Here is a 24,712-nt window from a genome sequence, read left to right as displayed (position 1 = left end):
CGAGGTTTGCTCTGGCATCAAAACCGGTACTATGAAGGAGTAGGGTGCGACGTCGGGCGTGAGAAGGGGCGGCGCACCCCAATCCCAGTCAGCCGCAAGGAGCGAGAGCAATGAAAGCTACGCAGAAACTTCGCGAAGCCGGCCAGAGCATCTGGTTGGATAACATCACTCGCGCGCTGCTCACCAGCGGCACTCTCAAGCGCTATATAAATGAGTTGTCGGTGACGGGGTTGACCTCGAACCCGACGATTTTCGACCTCGCAATCAAGAACAGCCACGACTATGACGACGCGATCGTCAAGAAGACCGCCGCCGGCAAGAGCCGCGAGGACCTATTCTTCGAACTCGCGATCGAGGACCTGACCGCGGCCGCCGATCTGTTCCGCCATATTCACGACAACTCGAACGCCGTCGATGGCTGGGTATCGCTCGAGGTTTCGCCGAAGCTCGCCTACGACACCAAGAGCACCGTGGCGGCCGCGACCGACCTGCATGCGCGCGCGGCGCGGCCCAACCTGTTCATCAAGATTCCAGGCACGCCCGAGGGTCTTCCCGCGATCGAAGAGGCGATCTTCCGCGGCGTTCCGGTCAACGTCACGCTGCTCTTTTCGCGCGAGCAATACGTCGCAGCCGCAGAGGCATACATGCGCGGTGTCGAGCGCCGCGTCGCCGCCGGGCTGAACCCTCGCGTCGGTTCGGTCGCGTCGGTATTCGTGAGTCGCTGGGACGTTGCGGTACAGAGCAAGGTTCCCGAGGCGTTGCGCGAGAAGCTCGGTATCGCGATCGCGCGCCGGATCTACAAGGCGTATCGCGAACTGCTGGCCTCGGATCGATGGCTGCGGCTGCTCAACTACGGCGCCCGCTCGCAGCGCCTTCTGTGGGCGAGCACTGGAACCAAGGATCCCAAGGCATCGGACGTGCTCTACGTGAGTGCTTTGGCCGCCCCGCATACCGTGAATACGATGCCTGAGAAAACGCTGCTCGCACTGGCAGATCATGGCGAGATCGGTGCGATGCTCCCGCAGGATGGCGGTGACGCCGAACCGGTTTTGGCCGAGTTCAAGAAAGCCGGTATCGACATCTACGCGCTCGCGGATCAGCTCCAGAAAGAGGGCGCGGAGTCGTTCGTCAAGTCGTGGGATGACCTGCTCGAGTGCATCATCGAAAAGAGCGCCGCGCTCAAGAAAGCGAGCTGACTCGCCGATTCACGGGCAGTTGAGTTTCGCCGCTCCCGACGGGATGATTGTCGGCCATGCCAGAGTTAAAGCACTGGACGGCCGACGATCTGCCCGATCTATCCGGTAAAACGATCCTTATCACCGGTGCGAACAGCGGCATCGGCTACGAAGCCGCGCTGCAGTTGGCCCGCATGCACGCCGATGTGGTGCTGGGGTGCAGGCGGCCTGACAGCGCTCGCGCGGCTGCCGATCAAATCGTAAAGCAGTTTCCCGGCTCGACGGTTGAGGTGCTCGCGCTCGATCTTTCGAGCCGCGCTTCAATCCGTGCCGCCGCCGACGAGTTCCGCTCGACACATCGCAAGCTCGACGTGCTCTGCAATAACGCCGGTGTGATGGCGCTGCCGTATTCGAAAACCTTCGACGGATTCGAGATGCAGTTCGGCACCAATCATCTCGGCCATTTCGCGCTGACCGGTTTGCTGCTCGAGCCACTGCTCGCGGCGGACGGTGCCCGCGTCGTCACAGTGAGCAGCGGCGCGCACAAGATCGGCGCGATCCGCTTCGACAATCTCAACTGGGACAAAGGCTATAATCGCTGGAGAGCATACGGTCAGAGCAAGCTCGCCAATCTCCTCTTCATGCGGGAGCTGCAGCGCAAGGCCGAGAATGCGGGTGCGAAGCTGACCAGCATCGGATGCCATCCGGGATACGCCGCGACCAATCTTCAGTTCGGCGCGGCGCGGATGCGCGGTTCGTCGTTCGCGGAGCAGTTCTGGAACTTGATGAATTCGATGTTCTCTCAGACGGCGGCGATGGGCGCGCTGCCGACGCTCTACGCCGCGGTTGCGCCCGAAGTGGAGGGCGGAGACTACATCGGACCGGATGGATTTCAGGAAATGTGGGGTTACCCGGCGAAGGTTCCCATGAGCGCAGCGGCTCGCGACACTGCTGTCGCGGCGCAATTATGGGACGTTTCAGAAAAGCTGACTGACGTTCACTACGAAGCCCTCAGCCAGGCTCGATAACAAACAGTCAGGCAGCAGTCGCAGGCGCCAGACGCTGGCGCTCGTCGTCGAGTGCGCGTTCGACGCGCTCATACTCGGAGGCGACACGCGCAAACAGTTCGCGTGCCCGATTCGCATCGCCGGCCGAGCAGGCCTTGCCCAGCTCCGTGCACAGCTCTGTCATTTTGAAGGCGCCGAAATTGGCGGTCCCGCCCTTGAGCCGATGGATCTCGAAACCGACGGTCTTCAGATCGCCGCGCTCGATCGCCTCGCGTGAAGCGGCGACGCGTTTCGGTGCATCGGTTAACAGCAGATCAATCAACTCGCGGAGGACGTCATCGCCTTCCTCGCGAAGCTCACGGATTGTTGTCGCATCGACAGGTGTCGCATCGTGGTTACTTGCTGGCATAGCTTCCTCATCTTTGCCGGCGGCTACCTGCTCGCCGGAATTTGTCGGACAGTTGTGGTGTTCGATATGTTCGTCTGCGGATGGCGCCTTGATTTCCGCCGGGGTAATGCCGGCGAGGACCGAGGCCAGCACTTTTACGTCGACGGGTTTGGTGATGTACGCGTCCATTCCCGCAGCGAGGCATTTTTCGCGATCGCCCTGGAGCGCGTTGGCGGTCATCGCGACGATGATCGTGTGGCGGGTCGAAGCCTGGAGGCGGCGAATCTCACGGGTTGCGTCATAGCCGTCCATCTCGGGCATCTGGCAATCCATGAGGATCACGTCGTAGGGGAAGCGCAGCGCTGCATCGACGGCTTCAGCGCCATTGGCGACGATATCGGCTTTGAGCCCGAGCTTTTTGAGCTGAAGTTTCGCGAGTTTCTGATTTACCGGATTGTCTTCGGCAACCAGCACCTTGAGTCGCGGTGAAACCTGGGGCGTAATTGCGCCGGCGTGGACTTTCGCGCCGCCCTCGGCTTCTGGCTCAGATGGATTTGGCAAAAGCTCGGTGAGCGTTCTGCGCAGCGTCGCCTGCGATACCGGTTTCATCAACCACGGAATCGATTCAAACCCGCGCAAGCGCGCCTCGAAGTCCTTGCGCGATCCCACCGACGAGATGAAGGCGAACCTGGTCTCGGCAAATAGCGGGTCGCCACGAATAGTTCGTGCCAGCTCGATCCCGTCGATTTCGGGCATCATCACGTCAATGATCGCGATGCGAAATGGGCGGCGGGCCGATGCGGCCGCCCTGAGTGCATCGAGCGCTTCGGTGGCTGAGAGCGCGACCGCGGTCTCCATGCCCCACGCGGAGGTCTGACGCTGCAAGATTTCGAGGCTGTTGGAGTTGTCGTCAACGACAATCGCTTTGATACCGGAAAGCGACACCGAGTGCTCGACCGGTTTCGATACGTCCTTTTGCTTGCCAATTTTGGCCGTGAACCAGAACGTTGAACCGGTCCCGGGCGTGCTGATGACGGCGATCTTGCCGTTCATCTGCTCCACCAAAGCTCGCGCGATCGAAAGTCCGAGACCGGTGCCGCCGAACTGGCGGGTCGTTGAGGCATCGACCTGCGTAAACGGCTGGAAGAGAAGGTGCTGCTTTTCGAGCGGGATGCCGATGCCCGTATCGCGTACTTCGAAGCGCAGCGCCGTTTCGACCGGATTCTCGCCAAGCTTGCTGACCTGGATGCCGATCTCGCCGCGCTCGGTGAACTTGATCGCGTTACTCAACAGATTCAGCAGGATCTGGCGCAGGCGACCCGGGTCGCCGCGTAGGAAGTGGGGAGTATCGGCGTCGATCGCGATGGTGATTTCCAGGCGCTTGCGCCGCGCCTGCTCGGCAACAATCTCGACCGCCCCCTCGACGACCGTCGATAGATTAAAATCGATATCCTCGAGTAGCAGCTTGCCGGCCGAAATTTTCGAGAAGTCCAGAATCTCATTGATCAGCGACAGCAAGGTTTCGCCGCTTTCGCGGACATCGCGTGTGAATTCGGCCTGCTCGTCGGTCTGCTGCGTGTCGAGCAGCAGGCCGGTCATTCCGATGATCGAGTTGAGCGGCGTGCGAATCTCGTGGCTCATGTTGGCCAGGAATTCCGACTTGAGCCGCGCGCCTTCGAGCGCGGCGTCGCGCGCCTGCGTCAGCTCGGCCTCGATCGCTTTGCGCGCCGAGATGTCGTGCGCGGTGATCGAGTAGCCGGCGAGTTTACCGGGCGCGCTGAACATGGGTGAGGCGGTGATCCCAACGTCGACCAGATGTCCATCCTTGTGACGGCGCTGGCTTTCGAAGTAGCGGCTGGCTTTGCAGTGCGTCACTTCCTCGACATACCCGAGCACTTCAGACCGCCTGTCGATTGGCACGAGCAAGAGAACGCTGCGGCCGATGACTTCATTCGCGCTGTAGCCCAGCAGGCGCTCGGCAGCGGCATTCCAGCTCGTGACCGTCAGATCGAGTGCCTCGCTGTAGATCGCGTCGCCAGAGGTATCGACGATTGACGCGAGCAATGAGCGTTCCTTCTCGGAGCGCTTACGTTCCGAGATATCGCGCAGCACGATGACAGCGCCGCGCGACGATCCGTCGTGACGGTGGAAAACCGAGACATTGACCGAAACCGGTATTTCGCGCGCTTCGCGCGTGAGCAGACAAAGCTCGGTTTCCAGCGGCGCGCCTTCCTCGATCGAATGGCGGACCGCGTCCTCGACCGTCGAAGGATCGCTGAAGAGCGAAGAAATCCTGATGCCCTTCAAATCGTCGCGGCCAAATCCCGTCAGTTCTTGCGCACGGCCGTTGGCGTCGGTGAGCATCAGCGACGCGTCGCAAACGAACAGCGCGTCAGGGGCCGACTCCACCAGGCTGGTGCTGTATTCACGCTCCTCGCGCAGCTTGCTCTCGGTCGCGCGCTGCTCGGTTACATCGCGCGCAACGCCGAAGATACCGAAGATTTTGCCACCGCGGTAAAAGATCGACGCATTGAACGAGACCAGAACTTCGCGCCCGCTGGCCGCGCGCAACACGAGGTCGTAATTGGTGACGAAGCCGTCGGCGAGGGTTTTCTCAACCGCCTCCTTGGCGCGCGCAGGGTCGGCAAAGTAGGTGTCGAAGCGGCTGCCGATCAGAAATTTCTTCGGCACTTCGGTCAGCTTTGCCAACTGCTCGTTGATATCGGTGATGCGCAGCTCGCGATCGACGACCACCATCGCATCGATGCAGGATTCGATAAGCCCGCGCGTGTATTCGTGTGATTGCCGCAGTTCCTGTTCAATTTTTTTCTGATAGGTGATGTCGCGGACCATCGCGCCCGCGCCCGTGACTTCGCCGGAGTGATCGTAAGTTGGAAACAGGACCACCCATGCCTGGAAGGAACTGCCGTCGCTCCTGACGCGGCGCTGCTCGTAGGCCGTCGCGCGGCCGGTCTTGATAACGTTGCCGATCGCGGCAGTTACTTCAGCGAGATTTTCGCGCGGCACGATCAGATCCACCCCGCGCCCGATAGCCTCGGCTGCGCTGTAACCGTAAAGCCGCTCGGCGCCGGGGTTCCACGATCGGAATGTGATTGACTTGGAGATACCCAAGATCGCGTCTTCCGATCCTTTGACGATCGACGCGAGCAGCGCCTGCTCCTGCTGCGCGCGACGCTGCTCGATTATGTTGCGGCCGATCCCGGAGACGCCGAAGATTTTCCCCGCCGCGTCACGGGTCGGAAACAGTATGACCGATGCGAGATATTCCTCGCCGCGTGGATTGGTGCCGGCTACTTCGTACGACAACGACTGACCCGTCGCGATTACCCGCTTGCAGGCGGCGATCGATGCCTCCAGGGCGTCGGCGGGAACGAAGCATTCGATGCCGCGACCGAGGGTCTGCTCAGCGCTGTAGCCGTAGAGTTTCTCCGCACCGCGGTTCCAGCTGATGATCTCAAGATCGGTTGAGGTCGTCAGGATAGCGTCTTCAGAAGCGTTGACAATCGTGGCCAGCAGCGCTTGCTCGCGCTCGACCTTTCTAATCTCGCTGATATCACGCGCGATGCCGCCCACGCCGTTGATTGCCCCGCTGGCGTCGCAGGTAGGAAAGATTCGCACCGACATGACGAACGAGCTGCCATCGGAGTTCGGTTGCGTCTGATCAAAACTAAGGGCCTCGCCAGTCCTCAAAACGTGATTGCAGGCGTCGACCTGTGACTGCAGGGCTTCGCGCGGAACAAACAGCTCGAGCCCCTGACCGATCGCCTGCTCGGCAGTGTAGCCGTAGGTTTTCTCGGCCCCACGATTCCAGGTTCTGATCTTGAGATCAGAAGAAACGCTGATGATCGCGTCCGCCGAGGCATTGACGATCGATGCGAGCGATGCCTGATCGCGTTCGGCGCGGCGCTGCTCGGTGATATCCCGGCCGATTCCAGCCATTCCGCAGATCGCTCCGTCGGCATCACGCGTCGGGAAGATCGCGACCGACGAAATGAAAACGCTGCCGTCGTCGCGTACCTGCCGCTGCTCGAAGCGCATCGGCTCGCCGATGGCGAGGACGCTACTGCAGAGCTCAGTCTGCAGCGCCAGTTCGTTCGGCGGTACGAAAAACTCGAGGCCTTTGCCAATTGCATCGGTGCGGCTGAGGCCGAAGTTCTTCTCGGCGCCCTGGTTCCAGGTGAGTATCTTGAGGTCGGGAGAAAAGCTGATGATCGAATCTTCCGAGGCGTTGACTATCGATGCGAGCCGAGCCTGCTCGCGCTCTGCTTCGCGTCGCGCCGTGATGTCGCGCATGATCGTGGTCATGCCGATGGGTTTGCCCGCCGAATCGAAAATTCCCGACGCGACCAGCGAGACTTCGACCACGGTTCCGTCTTTGCGCCGGATCCGCGAGTCGAGCTGGCGGACCCATTGCGGATTGTGCTGCAGTTCGGCCCAATCCTCGTCGATGTTCGCCTTCACCCAGTCGTGGGCTTCCGGAGCGACGTGAAGTTCGAAGATCGTCTGGCCGATTGCTTCGGCGGCGTTGAAACCGACCAGTTTCTCGGCGCCCTTGTTCCACGTCATCACGCGGTAGTTCTGATCGACGCTGACGATCATGTCGTCGGAGCTCTCGACCATCGCCGCGAAGAGCGCGTGCTCGCGCGCGGCGCGCTTTTGCGCGGTGATGTCGCGCACGATCGATGAAATGCCGACCAGCTCGCCCCTGGCGTCGAGGATTCGCGATACGACCACGGAGACATCGACCAGCGTGCCATCGCGCCTCTGCATCTCGACTTCAAGGCGGCGCACTTCGCCGGCCTGGTGGTCCGTGCCCATATCCTGCTGCATCACGGACTTCGCCAGCGCGTGATCGCGCGCGGGGATGTAGAATTCCGGGAACGATTGGCCGAGCGCTTGCTGCGCGGTGTAGCCGAGCAGGCGCTCCGCACCGCCATTCCAGGTCATGATTTTCAAGTCGGGCGAGATACTGATGATCGCGTCGTCGCAGCCCTCGATGATCGCGGCGAGCAGTTGGCGCGAGCGCTCGGCGCGCACGCGCTCGGTAATATCGCGGCCAAACCCGAGCAGCCGCTCGACTTTGCCGTCGGGCGTCAGGAGCGGCATCGCGACGATGCTCGCGGTGCGTGCGTTGCCTTTGAGCGACACAAATTCGAGTTGAAACTGCGTGCCCTCGCCGCGGCGCAACTGGTCGATGACTTTCTCGCAATCGGCTGACTTGCGCGCGTTGAAAGAAAAGATGTCTCTGCCAATCAGCTCCGCCGGTGCATCCGCCTCGAAGAGCGAAAGCGCACCGGAGTTCAACTCGATAACGCTGCCGTCGAGTCCGAATATCATCGCCGCGATCGGCCACAGGGAAATGTCGGATCGCAGCGATTGCGGAATGATTCGCTGATTCGATTGCTCCGGAAGTTTGAAGTCGGTGATCATCAGGAACCGCCTAAAATTTGATCCCTGCCGTCAGCCACAGTTCATTGCCGGCCGAACGATTTGCGGTTGCGAATTCGAAGTCATATTTCGCAGTAATCGTCAGCGGAACCGCGCCTACCTGGAATACCTTTCCCAGCAGCGGCCCGAGGCCGATGACGCGTCCCTCGTATCCGCCGAAGATCGCGCCACTTCCAGTATCGGGTGTCGTTTGCTGCAGGGCATAACCCGCAACGCCGGCGATAAATCCGTGCGGCAGATGCTGCGCGCCCACGAAGTCGGCGTGAAACTCCTGACCGCTGTGATACTTCGTCGCGGTGTTTTCACTGTTAATAGTGTAGCCGACGAAGAGTGAGGCGTGCCGACCGGTTTCAGGATCGAACCACGTCATGCCGATGTCGGGCTCGAGCGCCCATCGATTGAGACCGATATTGATGATGCGCTGCGACTCGTAACTGCCAGTCGGCACATAGACCGCAAGCGCTTCCATCAGGTGAAAGTTCCCAATCTTCCAGGACATCATCTCCGGCATCATCTCGAGATCGCCGAATCCGCCGATCGTGAGATCCTGGCTTGGACCGAGATGCCCTGCTGGACCAAGACGCAGAGACTGATCGGCGATCCGCTCCTGCAACAAGATCGCGACCGCCCAGTAGGCGCCGAGCAGACTGAAATTCGTCGTATGACCGATGAACTGCGCCTCGGTGTATGTGACCGTGTGAGCATCGGCGGCGAGCCGGCCGTTCGAGGTTGTCGAATTGTCGGTAGCGTCCTGGAAAAGAAAATAGTTTTTGGCGATTGTCGCGCCGGGGTTGGCAAGATAGCCCGAGAATAAATCCATCACGCCCGGCCGATACGAACTGACTCCGTATTCCGACGCACCTGCGGCGCTGCAATAGCAGCACGCGAACAGGATCGCGAGAATCGTGGCGAAAAGATGTTCTTCGCAGTGGCGGTTTCGACGATGCGGCATCGCTGGCTCCCCTCGCGGCAACATATTGATGTTGCGGGCGCGGCATTGCCCAGAGACTTTGGCGCAAGTTCGATGCCGCCGGGGCGCCAGCTTTAGACAATCAGGGATGAGACGCGGCGTGTCGATCCTGTTCGCCGACGAAACTCGAATCGCGCCGGTTGTGCCATTTTCATTGCGTCCCGAAATAGGGCGTTTCAGGATGTGACCGGCCGGTTGCGCGTTCGCCCGAAAGATCGCAAACGGCTAGGCTCGCAAGCATGGCACGAATCGAGTTGCGTCCCGATTTCATCTGGGGTGCGGCGACCGCTGCGCATCAGGTCGAAGGCAACAATCTCAACAGCGATTATTGGGCGATTGAACACACGCCCAACACGCCCTTTCTCGAGCCCTCCGGCGACGCCTGCGATCACTACCATCGCTATCGCGAGGACATTGCGATGTTGGCGCGGCTCGGCTTCAACGCCTACCGCTTTTCGATCGAATGGGCGCGGGTCGAGCCCGACGAAGGGCACTTTTCGATCGCCGAGCTCGATCACTACCGGCGCGTGCTGGGCGCGTGTCATGAAAATCGCATCGCGCCGATCGTGACGTTCCATCATTTCACTTCGCCGCGCTGGGTCGCGGCTGATGGCGGGTGGGAGGATCCGAAAACGGCGGAGCGCTTCGCGCGCTATTGCGAACGTGCCGTAAAACATCTCGGCGATCTCATTCACACCGCCTGCACGATAAACGAGGCGAATCTCGGCGCGTACCTGTACCTGACGGGCGAGGCTCGAGAGAAGATTGATCCCGCGCGCTCGAAATGGTTTTCCGCGGCGGCACGCAGCATCGGCGCCGATCCGGATCGCTTCGCGCCATACCTGATGTGTCATCAGATGAAGGCGCGCGACACGATGCTGCTGGCGCATCGCCGGTCGGCAGCCGCGCTTAAATCGTCGCCGCACAGGTTCCCGGTCGGCATCACGCTCGCGCTCGCGGACTTCCAGCCCGAGCCCGGATGCGAGCAGCGCGTCGCCGCGATTCGCGCCGAATGCCAGGACATCTTTTTCGAAGCTGCTCGCGGCGACGATTTCGTTGGAGTGCAGACCTATACTCGCCAGCGCATCGGCGAGAAGGGCACACTGCCGCCCGCGCTGGGCGTTGAAACGACGATCATGGGCTACGAGTTCTGGCCCGAGGCACTCGAGCCGACGATCCGCTATGCGAGCAAAATGGCGCAGGTGCCGGTAATCGTCACCGAGAACGGCATCGCCGCCACCGACGATACTCGTCGCGTCGAATACGTGCGGCGGGCGCTCGCCGGCGTCGCGCGATGCATCCGCGACGGCATCGATGTGCGTGGCTACTGCTACTGGACACTGCTCGATAACTTCGAGTGGAACTCCGGCTACAAGCCGACCTTCGGCATCGTCGCGATCGACTGGCAGACGCAGGAGCGCATGCCGCGTCCGAGCGCGCGATGGCTAGGCGATATCGCGCGCGCAAACGCGATCGAGACCGCAGACTAGAATTCTCGCAGGGTCACTTGAGAATCGAGTTCCACAGCGCGCAGTGATGGATCGTCGCGAAGTCCGACTCGAAGGCAATTGATCCCGGCGTGAATAAGATGCGCTTCGGATCGTTGGCCTGATACGGAGTCCATCGCGGTGAGCCGCCCGGGTCGCCCGAAGTGACGAAGCGAATCCAGTAGCCCCGCATCGCGGTCGCCAGGTTGCGCTGCGCCGGCGTTGCTGCCGGGTCGTGCGCGATCGAGCCAAAGACATATTGGAGTTCCGCGCTGTGAAACGATCCGAGCGGGATTTGCGCATTCTTAAAAAACATCGGCGGCGCGTTCGGGTCGTTGAATTCGTATTGGTAAACCGGCATCTGCGGCGCGAGCAGCACGCCAGCGTCGTTGATTCGACAACTCAGAAACGCATCACCGTTGGCTCCGGCGGCGGCCAGCGCGGGCTGCGAATAGTTGGCGAGCGGATAAGCGGCCAGCACCTCCTCGGCGCGGTCACCCAGCAGCGAATGCATCGCTTGATTGTAATGATCGGCAGTTACCTGTTTGCCGTATGCGAACATCAGCGTGCCTTCGTCGCGATTTGAACCATTGATCAGCGGCATTTTGCTGACACGCCCCGCCGCGATCGCTCTGGCTGGCTGGCTCGGCAACACCTTGCCGTCAACGATCGGCGCCCAGATCAAGCTCGCCCAACTGAGCGGATCGCCCGGCGCAGCGTCCACGATCTGCTCCGCGGTCTTGCCGCGCATGCATTTCGCGATGTCGGGTACGTTCGCACAGCCGAGCCTCGCGGCGATCTCGTCACCATGCACTTCCGCCTGGGCCAGCGTCTGAAAGGTTTGCAGATAGGGGCCGCTTTCGAGGATTGCACGCTGGAAAGTTCCCGCGGCGCTCGGCGTGACCATCAGCAATCCGGCGCTCATCGCGCCCGCCGACTCGCCCGCGACCGTCACGTTGCGCGGGTCGCCGCCGAACGCCGCGATATTATCGACGACCCATCGAATCGCAGCCCCCTGGTCGAGCAGCGCGTAGTTGCCCGATGTGTGGCGCGGGTCGGTCGCATCGAGAGCGCGGCTGGCGAGGTAGCCGAGCACGCCCAGTCGGTAGTTGATCGTGACGACGATCAGATTTCCATCGCGCACGAGATTGCTGCCATTGAACGGCGCTCCCGAACCGACCAGAAACGAGCCGCCGTGAATCCAGAGCATCACGGGCCGCGGCGTGGCAGGCTTCGGCGTGTAGATATTCAGATAGAGACAGTCTTCGGATCCATAGACCTTTAGCAAACCAGTAGCACTGAGTTGCGGGCACCAGGCTCGCGTACGTGTGGCCTCGAGCACGCCATCCCAGCTCGGATGCGGCACGGGAGGACGCCATCGCAAATCGCCGACCGGCGGCGCAGCGAATGGAATCCCCAGGTATTGGTAAACCCCGCCAACGATCTTGCCGCGGACCTCCCCGCTCTGGGTTTTCACAACCGGCGTCGGTGTCAGGGGCTCGTTCGATCCCGCTGCGAAAGTGTCGATCGCGAGCAATGTGCAACTCACGATCATCAGAAACACAATCGCGATATTGCGAAAATGAAAAATCGGCAGAGGGTGCTTGGTGCGGCTCATGACAGCGGAGACAATACCGCAACCGCATCGCCGAGCAAGGCAGGTTTACGACTGCGGAAATGTGAAGCTGCGAACGCTCTTCGAGACCACGAGCCCAGAACTGAGAATCTTACTTAAACGTAGCAGTCTATATTTGCGAGGCAGGTTCGCTGACGAACCTGCCTCGCATTTTGATGTTGGTATTCACGCGATTAACTATTCGCGAATCGCGCGCAGCGACGGCTTCGCGATCATGATAGTCGCAACCGCAATCGCCAGGAGCAATGCAATCGTGCCCATGGAGAACATGGCGATCTCCTTTCTTTTCTATGCGGCGCCGAGAATCTCTTCGCCGCGATCGTTATGATTTCCGCTGGTTGCGGCCGTGGTGCCGGGTGCGCGCAGGTGCTGGAGCGGTATCGCGCGGATCGCCTCGGAAGATCGCTCAACTCTTTGTCGATCGAGGAACTGATCGACTGAGTTCGCGATCCGCGCGGAACTGACTATTTGCTCAGCTGAGCGCGACCAGTGAGAAAACCACGTACGCCAGGGTGAGGAACGCGAAAGTCATTCCCGGCAGCTCGCTGAGCAGCGCGTTCTGCGACGCACGCACAGCAGCCCCTGACTCCACGCGATCCACCACCGGAGTAAGACCCGCAACATTCGCCTGATTCGCAGTAGTCATAGCAGCCATCGTCGTTACCTCCCGTAAACTTCTTGGCAGTGGCTAGAGCAAGAGCTTTGCCAAGGACGAAATCGTTGATTTTGCTGGGAAATTCCCGCCGACGGGGGATCTGAACTATTCGCGATTCGCAAACGTCTAATGGCCGTTGCGAGAAACGCCAAGCTTTGCGCGGGCAATCGCTCTCGCATCCGCTTCGCACGCCGCAGCCTCACATCGATTGCATGCAGTCCGTATCCGGCAGCTCATTGGATGACACGATTCGCGAGGATGTACGCTGATGTGTTCTTTGGCAGGACGCTACTGGACGTTCGGCCGTATCGAGATCGACCATTTCGTCACTGCGGCGTATCGATGCTAGCTGAAGCTCATGCCGGCGGGGCGGCATCAAGTGTGCACTGACTGAATGTCAGTCTCGCATGAGCAACCGAGCGGCTCACCGCCACCCGGTTGTCCCACCCTGCCGCGGCGTCTTATGGCGCCGCGGTCCTTCCATTTCTTACTCACGACTCGAACGAATGGCCCTCGTTGTTCTGCCGCATCCAAATCGTATGCACGGTAGGCACGCGCCCGATCGCGGCTCGCGACGCCTGCCGATCAATGGTTTGATCAAACAGCAATCGCAATGTCGTTGTCTGCGAAAAGGGTGGGGAAATGCCGAAGACGCTCGACGATCGAACGCTGCACGCGATGGATGCCTACTGGCGTGCGGCCAACTACCTCACAGTAGGGCAGATCTACCTGCGCGATAACCCGCTGCTGCGCGATCAACTGCGTGCCGAGCATATCAAGCCGCGGCTGCTCGGCCATTGGGGAACGTCGCCGGGACAGAATTTTGTTTACGTTCACCTTAACAGACTGATTTGCGAGCATGACGCCGATGTCATCTTCATTTCGGGACCCGGGCACGGCGGGCCCTCGCTCATCTCGCACACCTGGCTCGAAGGATCGTACTCGGAGGTCTATCCCGACGTGTCGCAGGATATGTACGGGATGCTGAAGATGTTTCGGCAGTTCTCGTCGCCGGGCGGAGTGCCGAGTCACGCGGGCCCTCACCTGCCGGGATCGATTCACGAGGGCGGCGAGCTGGGCTATTCGCTCGTGCACGCGTTCGGTGCAGCATTCGATAATCCTCATCTGATCGTTGCGTGTGTCATCGGCGATGGCGAGGCGGAGACCGGGCCGCTCGAAGGCGGATGGAAGGGCATCAAGTTCCTGCATCCGGGGCGCGACGGCGCGGTGCTGCCGATACTTCATCTTAACGGCTACAAGATCTCGGGGCCGACCGTGCTCGGCCGCGCAGCCGACGAGGACATCCGCCGACTGCTCGAGGGGCACGGCTACGAGCCGCATTTTCTCGAGGGTGATGAGCCGATCCTGATGCATCGCGAGTTCGCCGCGATCCTCGATCGTTGTTACGAGGCGATTCGCTCGACGCAGGACGAAGCGCGGCGCGACGGACTGCACCGCACGCCGCGATGGCCCGCGATCGTGTTGCGCACCCCGAAAGGCTGGACCGGGCCCAACGTCGTCGACCAGGTGAAGATCGAAGGCACGTTCCGCGCGCACCAGGTGCCGCTATCGGCGGTGCGCGAGAATCCCGACCATCTGCGAATCCTCCAGCAATGGATGCGCAGCTACAAACCAGAGGAGCTCTTCGATCGCCAGGGGCGTCCGGTCGAAGAGCTGCGCGCGCTCGCGCCCAAGGGCCTGAAAAGGATGGGCGCCAATCCGCACGCTAATGGCGGGCAGATCACGATCTCGCTCGACATCCCGTCGTTTGCCGACTACGCCGTTCCAGTTGAGATGCCCGGGACGGCGTATGTCGAATCGACGCGGCCGATGGGCAAGATGCTGCGCGACATCTTCACCCGCAATGCACGGCAGGCGAACTTCCGCCTCTTCTGTCCCGACGAAACCAACTCCAACCGCCTGGGCGACGTCTTCGATGTCGAGAATCGATGCCTGGTCAGCGAGATCCTGCCCGATGACGATCACGTCGCCGCCAACGGGCGCGTGATGGAGGTGCTGAGCGAGCATTCGCACCAGGGCTGGCTCGAAGCCTATACGCTGACGGGACGGCACGGTCTGTTTGCGACCTACGAGGCGTTTGCGATGATCGTCGATTCGATGGTTACGCAGCACGCGAAGTGGCTGAAGACCTGTGTCACCGAGCTGCCATGGCGCAAGCCGGTGCCATCGCTCAATTACCTGCTGACCTCGACCTGCTGGCGCAACGATCACAACGGGTTCAGCCACCAAGGTCCCGGTTTCATCGACACGCTCGTCACCAAGCAAGGCATCATTTCCCGCATCTATCTGCCGCCCGATGCTAACTGCCTGTTATCGGTGGCGGACCACTGTTTGCGCACCCGCAACTACATCAATTTGATCGTGATCGACAAGCAGCTCCATCCGGTGTGGCTCGATATCGATGCGGCGCGCGAGCATTGCTCGCTCGGCGCGACGATCTGGCCGTGGGCGGGAACCGAGAATGGCAAGGAGCCCGACGTCATCCTGTGCGCGGCGGGCGACGTCGCGACCGAGGAAACGATCGCGGCGGCCTGGATCTTCCGGCGCCAGTTCCCGGAGCTCAGCGTGCGCGTGGTCAATGTCGTCGATCTGATGCGCCTGTGGCCGCCCGACAAGCATCCGCACGGGATGACCGACGCGTACTTCAGGGAACTGTTCACCGAGAACAAGGATGTGATCTTCGCCTTTCATGGATATCCGGGCGCGATCCATCAGATTCTGCACGGCCGGCCCAATCCCGGGCGCTTCCACGTTCGCGGTTACGCCGAAGAAGGCACGACCACGACCCCTTTTGATATGCTGGTGCTAAATCGCGCGAGCCGGTACCACTTGTGTATTGAGGCGATGCGGCGGCTGCCCAAGCAGCAGGACAAGGCGCACGCGCTGATCGATTCGTGCAACGAACAGATCGACATTCACCGCAAGTACGTCGTCGAGCATCAGGAAGATATGCCCGACGTGCGCAACTGGAGATGGACTCCGGACTAGCGCGTCTGAGGTCACGCCTCGGGACGTGCGGTGCGAAGTCGCATGTCCCCGAGGCATCTTCATATGAGAGTTAGTCCACTGGCTGGCAAGCCGATCGATCCTGCAACGCTCGTCAACGTGCCGCGCCTCGTCACGTCCTATTACGCCGAGCATCCCGATCCGAAGATCGCCTCGGAGCGCGTCGCTTTCGGAACGTCGGGGCATCGCGGGTCGGCGTTCGATCGCGCATTCAATGAGGATCACATTGTCGCCATCTGCCAGGCGATCTGCATTCATCGCAAGCAGAACGGAATCGAGGGGCCGTTGTTCATCGGCATGGACACGCATGCGCTCGCCGAGCCGGCGTTCGCGAGTGCGCTCGAAGTGCTCGCGGCCAACGGCGTCGAGACGCTGATCGACAAGGATCGGCTCTACACGCCGACGCCCGGAATCTCGCATGCGATCATGTGCTACAACCGCGGCCGCAAGTCGGGCCTGGCCGACGGTATAGTGATCACGCCGTCGCACAATCCGCCGCCCGACGGCGGCTTCAAGTATAATCCGCCGAGCGGCGGACCTGCCGACACGCATACGACGAAGTGGATCGAAGACAAGGCCAACGAGTTTGTCACCAATGGTCTCAGCGGCGTGAAGCGGATTCCGTTTGCGCGCGCGATGAAGGCCGAGACGACGCGCACGCATGATTATATCGACGCGTACACGGCCGACCTTGGCAACGTCGTTGACATGGATGCGATTCGCAGCGCCGGCGTGAAGGTTGGAATCGATCCGCTGGGCGGCGCGGCGGTCCATTTCTGGCCGGCCGTTATCGAGCGCTACAAGATCGATGCGACGGTAGTGAGCGACGCCGTCGATCCGACGTTCCGCTTCATGACCGCTGATTGGGACGGCAAGATCCGCATGGATTGCTCGTCGCCATACGCGATGGTGCGGCTGGTCGGGTTGCGCGATCGGTTCGACGTCTCGTTCGGCAACGATACCGACGCCGATCGCCACGGAATCGTGACGCGCTCGCACGGTCTGCTGAATCCTAATCACTACCTGGCGGTCGCGATCTCGTATCTCTACCGTAATCGTTCCGGATGGCGCTCCGATGCGGGCGTGGGCAAGACCCTGGTCAGCAGCAGCATTATCGATCGGGTCACGAAAAAGCTCGGCCGCAAGCTGGTCGAGGTGCCGGTCGGGTTCAAGTGGTTCGTCGATGGCCTGGTCGACGGATCGATCGGCTTCGGCGGCGAGGAAAGCGCCGGCGCGTCGTTTCTGCGCAAGGACGGCAGCGCCTGGACGACAGACAAGGACGGCATCATCCTCGGGCTCCTGTCGGCCGAGATAACCGCGAAGACGGGACGCAATCCGGGCGAGATATACGCGGAGTTGACCAACGAGTTCGGCGCTCCGATTTATGAACGTATCGATGCGCCGGCGACTGCCGCCGAGAAGGAGATCCTGAAGAAGCTTTCGCCGAATAATCTGACAGCAAAGGAACTCGCGGGCGAGCCGATCCGTGAAGTCCTGACCAACGCGCCGGGCAATAACGAGGCTTTCGGCGGGATCAAGGTCGTCACCGAGAATGGATGGTTCGCGGCGCGACCGTCGGGCACCGAGGAAGTTTACAAGATTTACGGCGAGAGTTTTCGCGGCGAGGATCATCTGCGGCGGATCCAGGAGGAGGCACAGTCGATTATCGCGCGCGCCTTCGCCGACGCCGGCGCGGCGCGCAAAGGCTGACGCCATTGGCGAATGAGCAGACGATACTTTGCCTGAACGTCGGTTCGTCGTCCTGCAAATTCTCGATATTCGATCGCGACGACAAGCTTGTGCTGTCCGGCGAGGCCGCGCGAATCGGACTCGACGGCGGATCGCTCACGATGCGCACCGCCGACGGCCGCAAGACCGACCAGCAGCGCAATTTCAAAGGCATCGCCGAAGCCCTCGACGCGCTGGTTGACGAGACGCAGCGCGCGACGACGCTCACTGCCGATGCTGTTGGGCATCGCGTCGTGCATGGCGGCCTCAATCACGCTGCGCCCGAGCGAATCACGCCGGAGCTGGTCGCCGATCTGAAGCGCCTTATTCCTTACGACGAGTTGCACATGCCGGGGGCGATTGCGGGGATCGAGGCGATCACCAAACGCATGCCCGAACAGCCGCAAGTCGCATGCTTTGACACCGCGTTTCATCGCCGGATGCCGCTGGTCGCGGAGCGCTTCGCGCTGCCGCGCGCGCTCTACGATGAGGGGCTCCGCCGCTACGGCTTTCACGGCATCTCGTACGAATACATCATGCATTCGCTCGGGCCGAATCCGCCGCGCCGAATCATCATCGCGCATCTCGGCAACGGTGCGAGCATGGCCGCGATTCGCGACGGAGTCGGTATCGATACGACGATGGGATTCACGCCGACCGGCGGCTTCATGATGGGCACGCGCAGCGGCGACCTCGATCCGGGTGTGCTGCTCTACCTGCTCAAGGTCAAGGAGATGAACGCGCGCGAGCTGGAGAACCTCGTCGATCATCACGCGGGATTGCTCGGCGTGTCGGATCTCAGCTCTGACGTGAAGACGCTGCTCGAGAAGCGCCGCGCCGAGCCAGCCGCCGACCTCGCGATCAAGATTTTCTGTTACCAGATTCGCAAGCAAATCGGTGCATTCGCGGCAGCGCTCGGCGGCCTCGATCTGCTGATCTTTACGGCGGGCATCGGCGAGCGCGCGCCGGAGATTCGATCCGAGGTTTGCGCGGAACTAGAGCATCTGGGAATTGTGCTTGATGCGGAAAAGAACGGTTTGAACTCCGATACGATCAGTTCGATCGCGAGCCGCTGCATCGTGCGGGTGATTCGTACCAACGAGAACCTGATGATCGCCCGTCACACACGGGCGCTAATCTCAACCGAGGGGCGGAGCTGAGGGGAAAACATGCGCCATCCGGAACCGCTCGCTACGCAGCTTCACGGGGTGGAGCTGCTCTCAGAACTTGCGCTCGAGTTGCGCGCCTCGTGGGACCATTCCACCGACGACATCTGGCGCAGGATCGATCCTGAACTGTGGGATCTCACCCGCAATCCATGGGTCGTGTTGCAGTCTGCTTCCGAGGGAACGCTCAAGGACCTTGCTAATGACACCTCGTTTCGCCGCCGTGTCGAGGACCTGGTACTCGCGCGCCGCGCGTATGAAACCAGTCCGGCGTGGTTCCAGCGCGAGCATGCACACTCCGGTCTCGGTTCCGTCGCCTACTTCAGCATGGAGTTCGGCTTGAGCGAGGCGCTGCCGATTTATTCTGGCGGTCTCGGCAACGTTGCCGGCGATCAGCTCAAAGCGGCGAGCGATCTGGGCGTGCCGATCGTCGGAATTGGGCTGCTGTATCAGCAGGGCTATTTCCGCCAGGTTATCGACGCGGCGGGCAACCAGATGGAGCTCAATCCGTACAACTCGCCGATCCAGTTGCCGATCTCGCCGATGCGCGACGCGCATGGCGAACTGGTGCGGCTTGAGTTCGCGTTCCCCGGTAACAAGGTGTGGGTGCGGGCGTGGCAGGCGAAGGTCGGGCGCGTGATGCTCTATCTGCTCGACAGCAACGATCCCGCCAATCCTCCCTACGTGCGAGGTATCACGAGCGAACTATATGGGGGTGGTCCGGAGCTGCGCCTGCAGCAGGAAATGGTCCTCGGCATCGGCGGATGGCGGCTTTTGCGCCGTCTCGGCCTCAGGCCCGACGTCTGCCATTTGAATGAAGGGCACGCGGCGCTGGCGGTGCTCGAACGTGCCCGCGATTTCATGGACGAGACGGGACAGCCCTTCGACGCGGCGCTCGCGGTGACGCGCGCCGGGAATCTGTTTACCACGCATACGCCGGTCGCGGCGGGATTCGATCGGTTCGACGCGGGCCTGATGAAAATTTATCTCGAGCGTTACGCGACGAGCCAGCTGCGGATCGATTTGCACGATCTGCTCGCGCTCGGCCGCCTCGATCCCGAAGATCAGCGCGAGCCGTTCAACATGGCATATCTTGCGATGCGCGGGAGCGGCGCCGTCAACGGCGTCAGCCGTCTGCACGGCGAAGTGAGCCGCCGAATCTTCGCGCCGCTATTCCCGCGCTGGCCAACCAACGAGGTGCCGGTCGGCTCGGTCACTAACGGAGTTCATACGCCATCGTGGGATTCCGAATATGCTGACCGTTTGTGGACAGACACTGCCGGGCCGGAGCGATGGCTCGACACGATGGAGTCCACCGGCGACTCGATCCGCAGCGCGTCGGACGAGCTACTGTGGGGCCTGCGTACGGCGAATCGGCGCGAGCTGGTAACGCACACGCGCGAGATGCTGGCGCGCCAGATCGCCGCGATTGGCGGTTCCGAGCAGGAAATCACCACGGCACGCAACGTCTTCGATCCCAATGCGATCACGCTCGGCTTCGCGCGCCGCTTTGCCACCTACAAGCGGCCCGCGCTGTTGCTCTCCGATCCGGAACGCTTCGCGCGGATTCTCACCAACCCGCGATACCCGGTGCAGATCGTGATCGCCGGCAAAGCCCATCCTGCTGACAACGAGGGCAAGTCTCTTATTCACAAGTGGATCGAGTTCGTGCGGCGGCCCGACGTGCGGCCCCATGCGGTGTTCCTTGCCGACTACGATCTCCATCTGGCGGAGCGGATGGTGCAGGGCGTCGATGTCTGGATCAACAATCCGCGCCGGCCCTGGGAAGCGAGCGGCACCAGCGGCATGAAGATCCTCGTCAACGGCGGGCTCAACCTTTCGGAGCTCGACGGATGGTGGGCGGAGGCCTACACGCCCGAAGTGGGATGGGCGATCGGCGACGGCAAAGAGCATGACGACGACCCCGGATGGGACGCGGTTGAGGCGCAGCAGCTTTACCAGCGGCTCGAGCAGGAAGTTATCCCGACGTTCTACGACCGCGACCAGCAGGGGATGCCGCGCGCGTGGATCGCGAAGATGCGTGAGAGCATGGCGCGCCTGACGCCGCAGTTCTCCGCCAATCGCACGGTGCGCGAATACACCGAGAAATATTATCTTTCCGCCGCGAGCGCGGTGCGGCGCCGCGAGGGCGACGCCGGCGCGATCGGCGTACAAATCCGCAACTGGCAGCGAATGCTCTCGCAGCACTTCCCGCGCCTTCGCTTCGGCTCGCTTGGCATCGAGTCATCGGCGGAGTCGCATTTGTTCACGTTGCAGGTCTATCTCGATGAAATCGATCCCGACGCAGTCAGTGTCGAGCTTTTCGCCGACATCGACGCGCACGGTCCGCTCGAACGAGTCAGAATGACGCGCGATGTGCCGCTGGTCGGCGCCGTCAACGGATTCGTCTTCGTCGCGACCGTGCCGGCCAAGCGGCCCGCGGCGGATTACACGCCGCGGATCGTTCCTTATCATCCCGACGCGAGCGTGCCGCTCGAGGCCAACGAGATCATCTGGCAACGCTGATCGCCGCGGCGTGCGTGAATCGGGTATGATCCGATCGCGATGTGCGGGCGCTTTACACTCACGCGGCGCGACGGGCGCGAGATCGCCGAGCTGCTCGGCGTCGATCTGCGCGAGTTCGCGGATCATTTGCCGCGCTACAATATCGCGCCGACGCAGCATCACTATATCGTCACGACGCGATACGAGAATCGGCAGGTTAGCCTCGCCAAGTGGGGGCTCGTCAATTCGTACGCCAAGGATGCGAGCCGCGCCGCGCAATGTATCAACGCCAAGGCCGAGACCATCGACACGCGTGGTGCATTCAAGGACGCGTTCAAGAATCGCCGCTGCGTCATCCCGGCCGACGGCTTCTATGAATGGATCGGGCCGAAAAACAAGCGCGAGCCGCGCTGGATTCATCCGCGCGACAAGGGGCTGATACTTTTCGCCGGCCTCTACGAATCATGGTTTCCCGAGCCGAACCGGCCCGAACTGACGTTCACGATCGTCACCTGCGACGCCAACGAAACTGTCGCGCCGATTCACGATCGAATGCCGGTGATCCTCGCCGATCGCGATGCCGAAGACTGGATGAACCCGCGCGAAGCCGATCCGGTGGGACTCAAGCGCCTGCTGGTCCCGGCGCCCGCAGATCTTCTGATCGCAACGCCGGCCTCACCGCTCGCCAACAACGCAAGAAACGAAGGGCCCGAGCTGCTCGTCTCCCCTCCGCAACAGGCTGCGCTGTTGCTGTAACTACGCGATAAGTCGGCGCGATTTAATTCGTTGTTAAGCACTGATTGCTTGCAACTCCGCGGGCCACAAGGGTAATTTGCGGCAAAGATGAGGTCCGCGCTGGACCCTTGGCGGCCATCGTGGTCGGCCGCCGGCAAGGTCTCATTGAATGCTCGGCATCGCCACACTTAATCCGCTTTCGCCGCAGGCGCATTCGATCTCCAGTCTGTTCGTCGGCATTCTTTTTTTTCTTTTTGCGATTTTTCTGCTCGTCACCTCGTTGATCACGATAATCGTGCTGCGCTTTCGTGAGCGGCCCGACGGCGGCGAGCCGCGTCCGGTGTTCGGCTCGCGGGTGATCGAGATCACCTGGACTGCGATCCCGTTCCTCAGCCTGGTGATCATCTTTTTCTTCATGGTGCGAACTATGCACGCCGCCGATCCGCCGCCCGGCGACCGCAAGCCCGATATCGACATCGTCGGACATCAATGGTGGTGGGAGGCCGACTATCTACAATCAGGCGTAATGGCCGCCAACGAGATTCATATCCCGGTCGATACTCCGATCCTGGTTCAGGTCGATTCCGCGGACGTGATTCACGATTTCTGGGTGCCGGAGCTGGCGCGCAAGGTCGACGCCGTGCCGGGCCATCCAAATCACCTGTGGCTACAGGCCGATCAGCCCGGAGAGTACCTCGGCGCGTGCGCTGAGTTCTGCGGCCAGGAGCACGCCTGGATGCGAATCAAGGTCATCGCGCAATCCAAGGAGGACTTCGACGCGTGGCAGCGCGCGCAACTGAGCGTGCCGGCTACCCCGGCGGACGGCGAGGCGGGGCAGGGCGCCAAGCTGTTCGTCGCCGACACCTGCGTTAACTGCCATACGATCGTCGGCACGCCCGGCAATCAACGCATCGGTCCGGACCTGACCCATATCGCGAGCCGCACCACGCTCGGCGCGGGTGCTGCCGAGAACACGCAGGAGAATCTCTACCGATGGCTCAAGGATCCTGATTCGATCAAGCCGCAGAGCCATATGCCCAATTTTCAACTGAGCGACGCCGATGCGCACGCGCTGACCGCTTACCTGGAGACGTTGAAATGAGTCAGGCCGTCGCGCCCGAAGCTGTCGCCGCGTTGCCCGTCGCCGAGAGTCACGAGGGCCTGCTGGCCTGGGTCACCACGGTCGATCACAAGAAGCTCGGCATCCTGTATTTCATCTCGTCGTTCTCGTTTTTCGTGATCGGCGGGATCGAGGCACTCGTGATGCGCGTGCAGCTCGCCGCACCTGGCCTGCACATCGTTTCGCCCGACATGTTCAACCAGCTTTTCACGATGCACGGCACGACGATGATCTTCCTGGTGGTCGTGCCGATGCTGCTGGGTTTTATGACCTACCTGGTCCCGCTCATGATCGGCGCTCGCGACATGGCCTTTCCGCGCCTCAACGCGATGAGCTTCTGGACGCAGGCCTTGGGCGGCATCCTGCTCTACTTCAGCTTCGCCGCGGGCGGCGCCCCGAACGCGGGGTGGTTCGCCTACGCGCCGCTCAGCGAACACGCATACACATCGTTACTCGGAGTGGACTATTGGGCGATCGGCCTGGCCGCGATTGGAATCGGCACGCTGGCGGCGGGCCTCAACTTCATCGTGACCGTGATCACGTTGCGCGCGCCGGGAATGCGCATGTCGCAGGTGCCGCTGTTCGTGTGGATGAGCTTCATCAACTCGTGGCTTATCCTGCTCGCGATGCCGATTATCAACGCGTCGATCGTGCTGCTGGTCGCGGACCGATTCCTGTACAGCAATATCTTCAATCCGTCCGGCGGCGGCTCGGCGATGCTCTGGCAGCATTTCTTCTGGGGCTTCGGACATCCTGAAGTCTACATCATGATACTGCCGGCCTTCGGCATTATCTCGGAAATCGTGCCGGTGTTCTCGCGCAAGCCGATCTACGGTTACGAATTCGTCGCGGGCTCGACGCTCGCGATCGCGTTCCTGAGCTTCACCGTCTGGGCGCATCACATGTTCGCGGTCGGGATGGGCCACTACTGGGATGCGGTGTTCGCGGCTTGCACGATGCTGATCGCGGTGCCGACCGGGATAAAGATCTTCAACTGGATCGCGACCATGTGGGGCGGCCAGCTCCGGCTTAAGACCGCGATGCTGTTTGCGATTGCATTCCTGGTCACGTTCACGATTGGCGGGCTTACGGGCGTGGCCTTCGGTGTCGTGCCGATCGACTGGCAGTTAACTGATACCTATTTCGTCGTCGCGCACTTTCATTTCACCGTCTTCGGCGGCGCCGCGTTCGCGATGTTCGGCGGCTTCTATTACTGGTTCCCGAAGATGTCGGGCCGGATGCTGAGCGAGCGCATCGGCAGGTGGCAGTTCTGGCTGACCGTGATCGGCTTTTACCTGACGTTTTTCGTTCAGCATTTCCTCGGCATGATGGGCATGCCGCGGCGGGTTTTCACCTATCCTGATTTGCCCGGATGGGCGACGCTCAACCTCATCTCGACCTTCGGCGCGTTCATGCTCGCCGCGGGGGTTCTGCTGCTAGTCTGGAACATCTATGTCAGCCGCCTCAATGGCGAACGCGCGGGCGACGATCCGTGGGACGGCTGGACGCTGGAATGGCTGACGACCTCGCCGCCGCCTGAAGAGAATTTCGATCGGGTGCCGCCGATCCGCGGCCGCCGGCCGCTGTGGGATCTGAAGCATCCTGACCGCACCGATGCTGTGCTGGATAAGGCGGGGCTCTAGC

Annotated in this window: 14 protein-coding genes; 10 read left to right on the top strand and 4 right to left on the bottom strand. The window is 61.6% G+C overall.

Translation table 11 applies throughout. From position 1 onward, the window contains the following. The first annotated feature begins 110 nt into the window (after positions 1-110). Entirely contained in the window at positions 111-1,196 is a 1,086-nt protein-coding gene (tal, locus tag VMA09_21440; GenBank protein HUA36186.1) for a transaldolase, read from the top strand. 56 nt (positions 1,197-1,252) lie between these two features. Then, positions 1,253-2,203 carry an oxidoreductase gene (locus VMA09_21435; protein ID HUA36185.1) on the top strand — a complete coding sequence of 317 codons (951 nt, stop codon included), beginning with the start codon at positions 1,253-1,255 and terminating at the stop codon, positions 2,201-2,203. 7 nt (positions 2,204-2,210) lie between these two features. Here the strand turns inward: VMA09_21435 and VMA09_21430 are convergent, their stop codons facing one another. Next, positions 2,211-8,021, bottom strand: a complete 5,811-nt coding sequence (locus VMA09_21430; protein ID HUA36184.1) for a PAS domain S-box protein — start codon at positions 8,019-8,021, stop codon at positions 2,211-2,213. Positions 8,022-8,031: 10 nt separating this feature from the next. Then, on the bottom strand, positions 8,032-8,991 hold the full coding sequence (locus tag VMA09_21425) for a transporter (GenBank protein HUA36183.1): 960 nt from the start codon (positions 8,989-8,991) through the stop codon (positions 8,032-8,034). Between the two features lie 257 nt (positions 8,992-9,248). Here VMA09_21425 and VMA09_21420 point away from each other — a divergent pair, with 257 nt between their 5' ends. Beyond that, positions 9,249-10,499, top strand: a complete 1,251-nt coding sequence (locus tag VMA09_21420; protein HUA36182.1) for a family 1 glycosylhydrolase — start codon at positions 9,249-9,251, stop codon at positions 10,497-10,499. A 13-nt stretch (positions 10,500-10,512) separates the two neighbouring features. On the opposite strand, the gene VMA09_21415 is transcribed toward VMA09_21420, so the two are convergent. Continuing rightward, a complete protein-coding gene (locus tag VMA09_21415; protein HUA36181.1) occupies positions 10,513-12,114 on the bottom strand; it encodes a carboxylesterase/lipase family protein in 1,602 nt (533 codons plus the stop codon). A gap of 490 nt (positions 12,115-12,604) precedes the next feature. Beyond that, on the bottom strand, positions 12,605-12,787 hold the full coding sequence (locus VMA09_21410; GenBank protein ID HUA36180.1) for a hypothetical protein: 183 nt from the start codon (positions 12,785-12,787) through the stop codon (positions 12,605-12,607). Between the two features lie 642 nt (positions 12,788-13,429). On the opposite strand from VMA09_21410, the gene VMA09_21405 reads away from it, so the two are divergent. The 7 genes from VMA09_21405 to ctaD all read left to right on the top strand — a co-directional run bounded on the left by VMA09_21405 (position 13,430) and on the right by ctaD (position 24,711). Then, the gene (locus VMA09_21405) at positions 13,430-15,796 is read left to right on the top strand and encodes a phosphoketolase family protein (protein HUA36179.1); all 2,367 of its coding nucleotides are present in this window, start codon (positions 13,430-13,432) and stop codon (positions 15,794-15,796) included. 63 nt (positions 15,797-15,859) lie between these two features. Beyond that, on the top strand, positions 15,860-17,524 hold the full coding sequence (gene pgm / locus VMA09_21400; GenBank protein ID HUA36178.1) for a phosphoglucomutase (alpha-D-glucose-1,6-bisphosphate-dependent): 1,665 nt from the start codon (positions 15,860-15,862) through the stop codon (positions 17,522-17,524). Positions 17,525-17,529: 5 nt separating this feature from the next. Then, on the top strand, positions 17,530-18,702 hold the full coding sequence (locus tag VMA09_21395) for an acetate/propionate family kinase (protein HUA36177.1): 1,173 nt from the start codon (positions 17,530-17,532) through the stop codon (positions 18,700-18,702). 9 nt (positions 18,703-18,711) lie between these two features. After that, positions 18,712-21,234, top strand: a complete 2,523-nt coding sequence (gene glgP, locus VMA09_21390; protein ID HUA36176.1) for an alpha-glucan family phosphorylase — start codon at positions 18,712-18,714, stop codon at positions 21,232-21,234. A gap of 39 nt (positions 21,235-21,273) precedes the next feature. Then, positions 21,274-21,969, top strand: coding sequence for an SOS response-associated peptidase (locus tag VMA09_21385; protein HUA36175.1), 696 nt, complete (start codon positions 21,274-21,276; stop codon positions 21,967-21,969). Between the two features lie 148 nt (positions 21,970-22,117). After that, on the top strand, positions 22,118-23,050 hold the full coding sequence (gene coxB, locus VMA09_21380) for a cytochrome c oxidase subunit II (GenBank protein ID HUA36174.1): 933 nt from the start codon (positions 22,118-22,120) through the stop codon (positions 23,048-23,050). Further along, a complete protein-coding gene (gene ctaD, locus VMA09_21375; GenBank protein HUA36173.1) occupies positions 23,047-24,711 on the top strand; it encodes a cytochrome c oxidase subunit I in 1,665 nt (554 codons plus the stop codon). The genes coxB and ctaD overlap by 4 nt, the downstream gene beginning before the upstream one ends. The last annotated feature ends 1 nt before the right edge of the window (position 24,712 follow it).

It is taken from the genome of Candidatus Binataceae bacterium (genome assembly GCA_035508495.1).
Classification (GTDB): domain Bacteria; phylum Desulfobacterota; class Binatia; order Binatales; family Binataceae; genus JASHPB01.
Note: the sequence above shows the minus strand (reverse complement) of the source record. Positions and strands in the feature narration are given on the sequence as shown.